The sequence below is a fragment of the Mucilaginibacter sp. P4_C11 genome, assembly GCF_056402115.1.
In genome coordinates this window covers 1-6106 of record NZ_JBFUIA010000069.1, presented here as the reverse complement: position 1 = coordinate 6106, position 6106 = coordinate 1, and the positions used below count along the sequence as shown (strand labels likewise).

10 protein-coding genes are annotated in these 6106 nt (G+C 37.7%); 1 reads left to right on the top strand and 9 read right to left on the bottom strand.

Annotated features, from left to right (window positions below):
- From AC1DU2_RS30655 to AC1DU2_RS30635, 5 genes are all read right to left on the bottom strand, one after another.
- A partial coding sequence (locus AC1DU2_RS30655) for a hypothetical protein (RefSeq protein WP_477389410.1) occupies window positions 1-247 on the bottom strand: 247 nt, incomplete at its 3' end.
- Entirely contained in the window at window positions 244-531 is a 288-nt protein-coding gene (locus AC1DU2_RS30650; RefSeq protein ID WP_477389408.1) for a hypothetical protein, read from the bottom strand. The genes AC1DU2_RS30655 and AC1DU2_RS30650, both read right to left, overlap by 4 nt.
- Window positions 531-1316 (bottom strand): hypothetical protein, encoded by a 786-nt coding sequence (locus tag AC1DU2_RS30645; protein ID WP_477389406.1) that lies wholly within the window; start codon window positions 1314-1316, stop codon window positions 531-533. Before AC1DU2_RS30645 ends, AC1DU2_RS30650 begins: the two co-directional genes overlap by 1 nt.
- 272 nt (window positions 1317-1588) lie before the next feature.
- The gene (locus AC1DU2_RS30640; protein WP_477389404.1) at window positions 1589-2053 is read right to left on the bottom strand and encodes a hypothetical protein; all 465 of its coding nucleotides are present in this window, start codon (window positions 2051-2053) and stop codon (window positions 1589-1591) included.
- Window positions 2053-2214, bottom strand: a complete 162-nt coding sequence (locus AC1DU2_RS30635; protein WP_477389402.1) for a hypothetical protein — start codon at window positions 2212-2214, stop codon at window positions 2053-2055. Before AC1DU2_RS30635 ends, AC1DU2_RS30640 begins: the two co-directional genes overlap by 1 nt.
- A 754-nt stretch (window positions 2215-2968) precedes the next feature.
- On the opposite strand from AC1DU2_RS30635, the gene AC1DU2_RS30630 reads away from it, so the two are divergent.
- Complete coding sequence (locus AC1DU2_RS30630; protein WP_477389400.1) at window positions 2969-3196, top strand: helix-turn-helix domain-containing protein; 228 nt, start codon at window positions 2969-2971, stop codon at window positions 3194-3196.
- A gap of 60 nt (window positions 3197-3256) precedes the next feature.
- Here the strand turns inward: AC1DU2_RS30630 and AC1DU2_RS30625 are convergent, their stop codons facing one another.
- The 4 genes from AC1DU2_RS30625 to AC1DU2_RS30610 form a co-directional block, all read right to left on the bottom strand.
- Window positions 3257-3679, bottom strand: coding sequence for a hypothetical protein (locus AC1DU2_RS30625; RefSeq protein ID WP_477389398.1), 423 nt, complete (start codon window positions 3677-3679; stop codon window positions 3257-3259).
- A 92-nt stretch (window positions 3680-3771) separates the two neighbouring features.
- Window positions 3772-4131, bottom strand: coding sequence for a hypothetical protein (locus AC1DU2_RS30620; protein WP_477389396.1), 360 nt, complete (start codon window positions 4129-4131; stop codon window positions 3772-3774).
- Window positions 4132-4191: 60 nt separating this feature from the next.
- Window positions 4192-4536, bottom strand: a complete 345-nt coding sequence (locus AC1DU2_RS30615) for a hypothetical protein (RefSeq protein WP_477389394.1) — start codon at window positions 4534-4536, stop codon at window positions 4192-4194.
- A 443-nt stretch (window positions 4537-4979) separates the two neighbouring features.
- Window positions 4980-6053, bottom strand: coding sequence for a hypothetical protein (locus AC1DU2_RS30610; RefSeq protein WP_477389392.1), 1074 nt, complete (start codon window positions 6051-6053; stop codon window positions 4980-4982).
- Window positions 6054-6106 lie beyond the last annotated feature (53 nt).

Below are 6106 nucleotides of genomic sequence, written 5' to 3'. Positions count from 1 at the left end.
CTTTAATTTTGTTCTGTAGTTTCAATAACTGAAAACACTTTTCGTAATCTTCTTTTTGCTCTAAGAAGCTTATCAACTGTACTATATAATTGATGAATATTTGAGCATCCCCCGTTTCCCCGATTTGCTCTAAAAACCCCGCATAAATGTTATTTATGGCGGTTTCGTCGGCATCGTATTTTGTTATGATTAATGCCGTCTCCTGATTCATTTTGTTGAATAGGTAAGTGTAAACTTTATCGGTCATAATAATTCATACATAATTTCATAATCACTTAGCCAGTTCATTACTTCAATAAGTACTGAGGCTGCGTTGTAATTCCCTGAATTGATTAAGTTCGTTAAGAAACGTTCATAATTTTCTAAAACTTCATTCAGGTGGTTTAAATCATCATCAATTCCATTTTTGGTAATAAATTTATTTTCTACAATCTTTTTGGTACGAATCTGATAGTACTTATTAAGCGTCTGGCTGTTTTTATTACAAAAAGCAAAATGCCAATCGGGGTAATTTGTTACTTTGTAAACCATTACTTTATATTCAGTGTCTTAATTTTTTTAAGTAAAATCCTGTGTTGGGCTATGTACTGCTGCTCACTGAATTTTAACTTCTTAATCTTATCCTGACGGTTCAGGTCATCATCAAACATTACGTCAAACAGTTTATTTTCCTGCATAGTAAGTTTGGTCTTTATTTGCTCTAAGGGCGTTAAGCCTTTGTTTAAATCCATTTCTTTAATCTTGTTAAAAAGGTACGTTCGGTATTCTTTATAGGCGTTTGTGGGCTTGCGCTTGTAAAACTTTTCGCCGTTCCAGAGAGCGTTAACAAACTCTATTTCATCAGGTGTTAAGCGTTTTTGAATCTCTTGCCACCTGTCGGGGCTGTAATCCCGGTCGGCGTAAAATTCACCGTCTGAAATTGGTATGCCCCGGTAATCAGCATTATCACCAGATTCATTATAAGTATCTGTTGCGCTGATGTAATCATCGCTGAAATAATTTGAGCCGAAGACCAGTTTTGTACCAAAAGAGTTATTCGGGGAATCAGGGTTGCTTTTCTTATGCATAAACTGGTATTTGGCAATGACCACCGCTAAAGCCTCTACGCTGTTTGGATTGCGATTAAAGCGTTCAACCAGTTTTTCCGGGGGATACTTTGAGAGTTCCAACCAGACCTGTAATTCAACTTCTTCGGCTATTTTTGTGTATCTGCTGATATGCAATTTACCCTTATAGTAGCCGTCTATTCTTACTTTTAATCTACCTGTATTGTAGTAATCAGTTATGATTTTATCCGCTTGTTGTTTGATATCCACCCCGGTTTATTTTATACGTACAGGTAGGCTTTCAAACCACCTGCTAAGGGCTACAGCTAAGAAAGATGCAGCTAATGGCACTAAGACCAGTTGAATAGTAAAAACCCCTAATAAGGCTTGTATCGCTATCCAGATACAACCGTACCACCATCCCAAACATAAAGAACAGTTGAAGGGGGCAAAGTCCAGGCGAAGCCTGTTTAAACACCAGAGGTAAGCCGGGTTAATTAATAAGCCGTTTACCGCCAAGGCTATTAAAATAGCGGTTAAAATCATTTTTGCCACCCTTCCAACTTCCTGTAACCTGAATTTATTTTGCGTGATACGGCATCTTTAGGCAGGTTAATCATATCCTTAAATGTGTAGCCTCTGGCATCTTCGGACGTTGCGACCGGGCAATACTCTGAGGTTACTTCGTAACTATCAATCGGCAGATTTGATAGGTTGTAGGTAATGGTTGCATCAGCGTATACATTGATGTAACACATTGTTAAATTTAGTTTAACAGCCAAATCTTTTAAAGCCTGATATTTTTTTACTTCTAAAAAAGATGTTGAATAATCTTCAACTTTCTGATATCTAATTTTTATTTCGCCTACCCAATCAGTTGTTAGCGTACAACCTGAACAGTCCCAAACTGCTTTATCTTCTACAGGGCTAAAGTCCGTTTGAACTTTAGGGAATAAAGCGGTGTAATATCCTCTGCCTTTTATTTCTTCTAATTCGTAATCGCTCATTATTTCAATTCTTTAATGTCATTCTTTAGTTCTGCTATTTCAGAAATCAGGGTGTAGCAATCTTCACTGATTGCTTTACCGCTCTTATTATTTGTATCTACCATATAGTACCCTTCTGTGGTACTGATAAAGATTAAATTGTTTAATTGTAGTACTTGCATTTGTATTCGTTGTTTATTATAAATACCACGGAAATTTGAAAAAGGCCTAAAAATTGATAGAAAAAGAAAAATATTTTTCAAATAAAAATCCCGTAGCGGGGGCTACAGGTCACAAGGTTTAAAGAAAGTGTTACCAAGCCCGGAGGGCATCTAAAAAGAATAGTCCCGGCTATGACTTTTTAAGCCTTCGGGATATGTTTAGTTGAACCATCAGAGCGTCAACATCTGTCTTTAGACGGTACTTCGCCGTGATGGAATAGTAGTTGCCGTACGTGATTAAATTGCTTACCACGGGAACGTAATGCACCACGAACAGGGCTTTTAACTTCTTATCCGAAATTTGAAAATTTTTCAAAACATCCGTTTGTGAATAGTAAGAATCCCGGTCAAACATTTGTTCCTACTTTAAAGTTACAATAGTGGTATCTCGCTTTGATAGCGGGCTTATCGGGGGTAACTTTTTAGTTGGTGCGGGCGTACTGCTCTTAACGCAAGCGGTTAAAGTAATTGACACCAGTGCTATAAGGCTAAGGTTCATTATAGTTTTCATAATTTAATTTTTTCTTTTTTTCCTGCTTTTGTCAATCAAATAAAACTGGTACAGTACTACTAACATCAATGCTATTAGCGTAAGGAATACAACACTATCCTGCCAATTATCAAACCAAATCTTACCTGACATCCTATTTAAAGTTTATCAAATTTAGGCATATACGCCTAAATAAACAAGTCGGTTAATATCAATTTTTGTTCAATGGCAAATCCACGTGACATTAAGGGTATAAAAACGGTCGGTGCCAACATCAGAAAGTACCGGAAGTTGCAGAACCTAAGTCAACAAGATTTAGCCAACCTCCTTGATACCGACCTATCCCAAATTAACCGGATAGAATTAGGTAAAATCAACACCACCGTTTCAATGCTGTACGCTATCGCCGAAGTCCTAAAGGTTGAACCCTACAAGCTTTTTATAAATGAATAAACCCCGGCACGTTACACCGGGGCTTAATTGGCCGTGCATGGCACGGCTTTAAATTGTAGTTTACGCAGCGAAGTACTTACTTAGTAATTCGTCAACCTGTTTGGCGGTTGCAATATGCAGTTTATATAAGCCATCGTTATTAAAACCTTTATATTCATCAGAATTAATATATTCACTGATGTAACCATTGGTGATATTTGCCATTAAAAATATCTTTTCCGGGGTAAATTGACTCTTAGGTAATAATTGCAGAATTAGTTTATCTTCAAAGTGTTCAATTTTAACTCCCGTATTTCTCGCCCCATAAAATTTATTATCTCTGATAAGGGGTAAAGTAAATTCATTGAGACTGCTGTTGTAATTAATATCGTTCGCAAGTTCTTTAAACTGGTGAAAATTAGTTGCAACATCCAATTGATAAGTCTTTTCATCACTGTTGATGTCGGTGTTGGTAAGGGTAATTAGTTCTTTTAAATTTCTCATTTGTTGTTGTTTTTTTTAGTGTTTTAAGCCCCGGCAGTTTACACCGGGGGTTGGGTTGGTGTTTAAATGGCGTACGCCATGCTTAAATTGGATTAGATACCGTATTCTACAGTGAGGTTTACATTTGCTTTTCTATCGGCATTCTCGTTGCGCTCTCCGCAATAATCAATAATTGAAGATATCAGGTTGGATGATTCTGCTTCAAAGTAGACTGGTGCGGTTTCAACGGTTAGAAGAAACGTAATCAGTTTACGGGATGACTTTTTAACCTGAATGTCAAACTGCCCGTCAATCTGTAAAAAAAAGGACATATCATCTACATCGTACCCCTCTGTTGTTAGGTACGCTGCTAAGGATTGCAGTTCTGCTTCCATCATTAAATTATTTTTCTCTTGCGCTGTTGATGTACCTTCTTCTAAAGCAGATACATTTAATTGTACTTGTGTGTTCATATTGTTTTTGTGTTTTGTTTTATTTGTTTTTAATGCCCGGTTGTTATACCGGGACGTTGTTTATACTTCAATGTCATCTGCCATAATCTGTAGATGTATGGCGTATTCAGGGTACGCCTGATTTGAAAAGCTTATATAGTTGGCTACCTCTGATAAGCACTTAAATTTATGTGCTTCGCCCCGGAAACTTTCCTCCGGAATGCTGCAATACAGCTTATATAGGCTATGCTGTTCATCATATTTTAGCCATAGCGTGGTTTGCGCTCCGTGGTGATTGATTACTAAACCACAATGGCAATCACATTGCCAGACGGCATCCATATAATCAATCCCGTTGAATACTTCTAACAGGTGGGTCAGTTCCTGATTTACTGTTTCGTTCACTGCTGTAGAATGTTTGTTCATATTGATTCCTCCCTTTATTATAAATACACTGTTACTTTGTTAAATGCCCCGGATAGTAAAACTAAATTTAGATTTAACCTACCCCCTTTAAATGCGAAATGCGAAACCTAAGCTTCGCATTTTTAATCAACCTTGCGTTGATTTTAACTATTTATCACCCTCACTATCGCCAATTTTTTCCCAGTTTCGCACCTGATTTTTTCTATTTCAAATATCGGGTTTTTCGCTCAAAATATCAAATATTTTTACACTTAACTGTCTGGAAATAAGCAAAATGGCCCCGAAGTAAATCTAAATTTAGTTTTACTCCCAAATGAGCATTTTTTATAGCTAAATGGAGGTAAGAAGTTCAGACGGTCTAAAAATTCAGAGTGAACTTCTTAGTTGTCGATTCAGTAGGTCAAAACCTTGAAATTAACTTATAAGAAATATAAAATTGACTTTTACGCTGCCAGTTCGGCATCCAAAACGCCCGAAAGTGTCACCGTCCGGGTTGAAGCATCAATTTCAAAGGTTAATATCCAAGTTTCGGTAGTAAAGGTTTCTTTGCCTTGATAGCCTTCTGCAACCAATTCTTTCAACCTCCGTTCCATTTTAAACCGTTCCATAAAGCCCAAAAGTTGGGTAGCCCGCTTATATTTAGTGGAATTAACCATCAGGAAACCTTCCATCGGTTGTACGTCAGTGTTAAGGGCTGTTAAAGCTTTTGAAGGCTCTGGTGTTGAAGGTTTTGCCTTTGCAGCGGTTTGCGCTTTAAGGTCTGCCAAAAACTGTTTAGCCTTATCAACTGGTTTAGCCTCTGGTTGCAGTACTTGCGCAGCCGAGACTACCTCTGTTTTTAAAGCCTCTGGTGCTGATACGGTGCCGTCATGGCCTCCGGCCATTTTAAGCTCTGGTACCGCTACCTGAGAGATTGCCGGGGTTGAATCCATAACGGGCAAAGCAATGTTGTTAGCTATTAAAGCGGCTTCCAAAAGTTTGATGTAAGCATCTTTATCATTGTTTTGAACTTCCAGAGGTTGAACCGCTGTCGGTTGACCTGTTGAAGGTTGCCAATCATTAGGGCGTTTTACCCAAGCGGTTGTTTCAGCGTTACGGCAAGCTGAATCATCAGCCACATATCGTTGAACCCATAACGGGCAATCAACTGTATTTAGGTAAAAGAAATGTTTATTGACGGTAGCATCATTCAAGTAATTGAACGGTTTTACCATTGAATAATGTTCTGACTTTGCGCCCCTGATGCTTTTACTTGATAGCTTAATAACGGATGCTTCAATCAGAGTTTTCTTGATGAAGGATAGGTCATTACGGGTTAACGATAAAAACCACCTGTGATTATTCAGGTCAAGATTGTAACCGCTCTTATTGCTRTAGTAATTACACTGGTGTACTATGTACCGTACTTTATTTAATTTATCTTCCGAGTAAGCAGGGAATAATACTGATAAGTCTAATGATTTTGGGGTGTTGAAAATTACAGGTTGTGTAATGTCATTTTTGAAATTTGATTGCATTGTGTTATTAATATACCTTCCAAACCTTTAATACCGAGTACCAGTCGGTATAG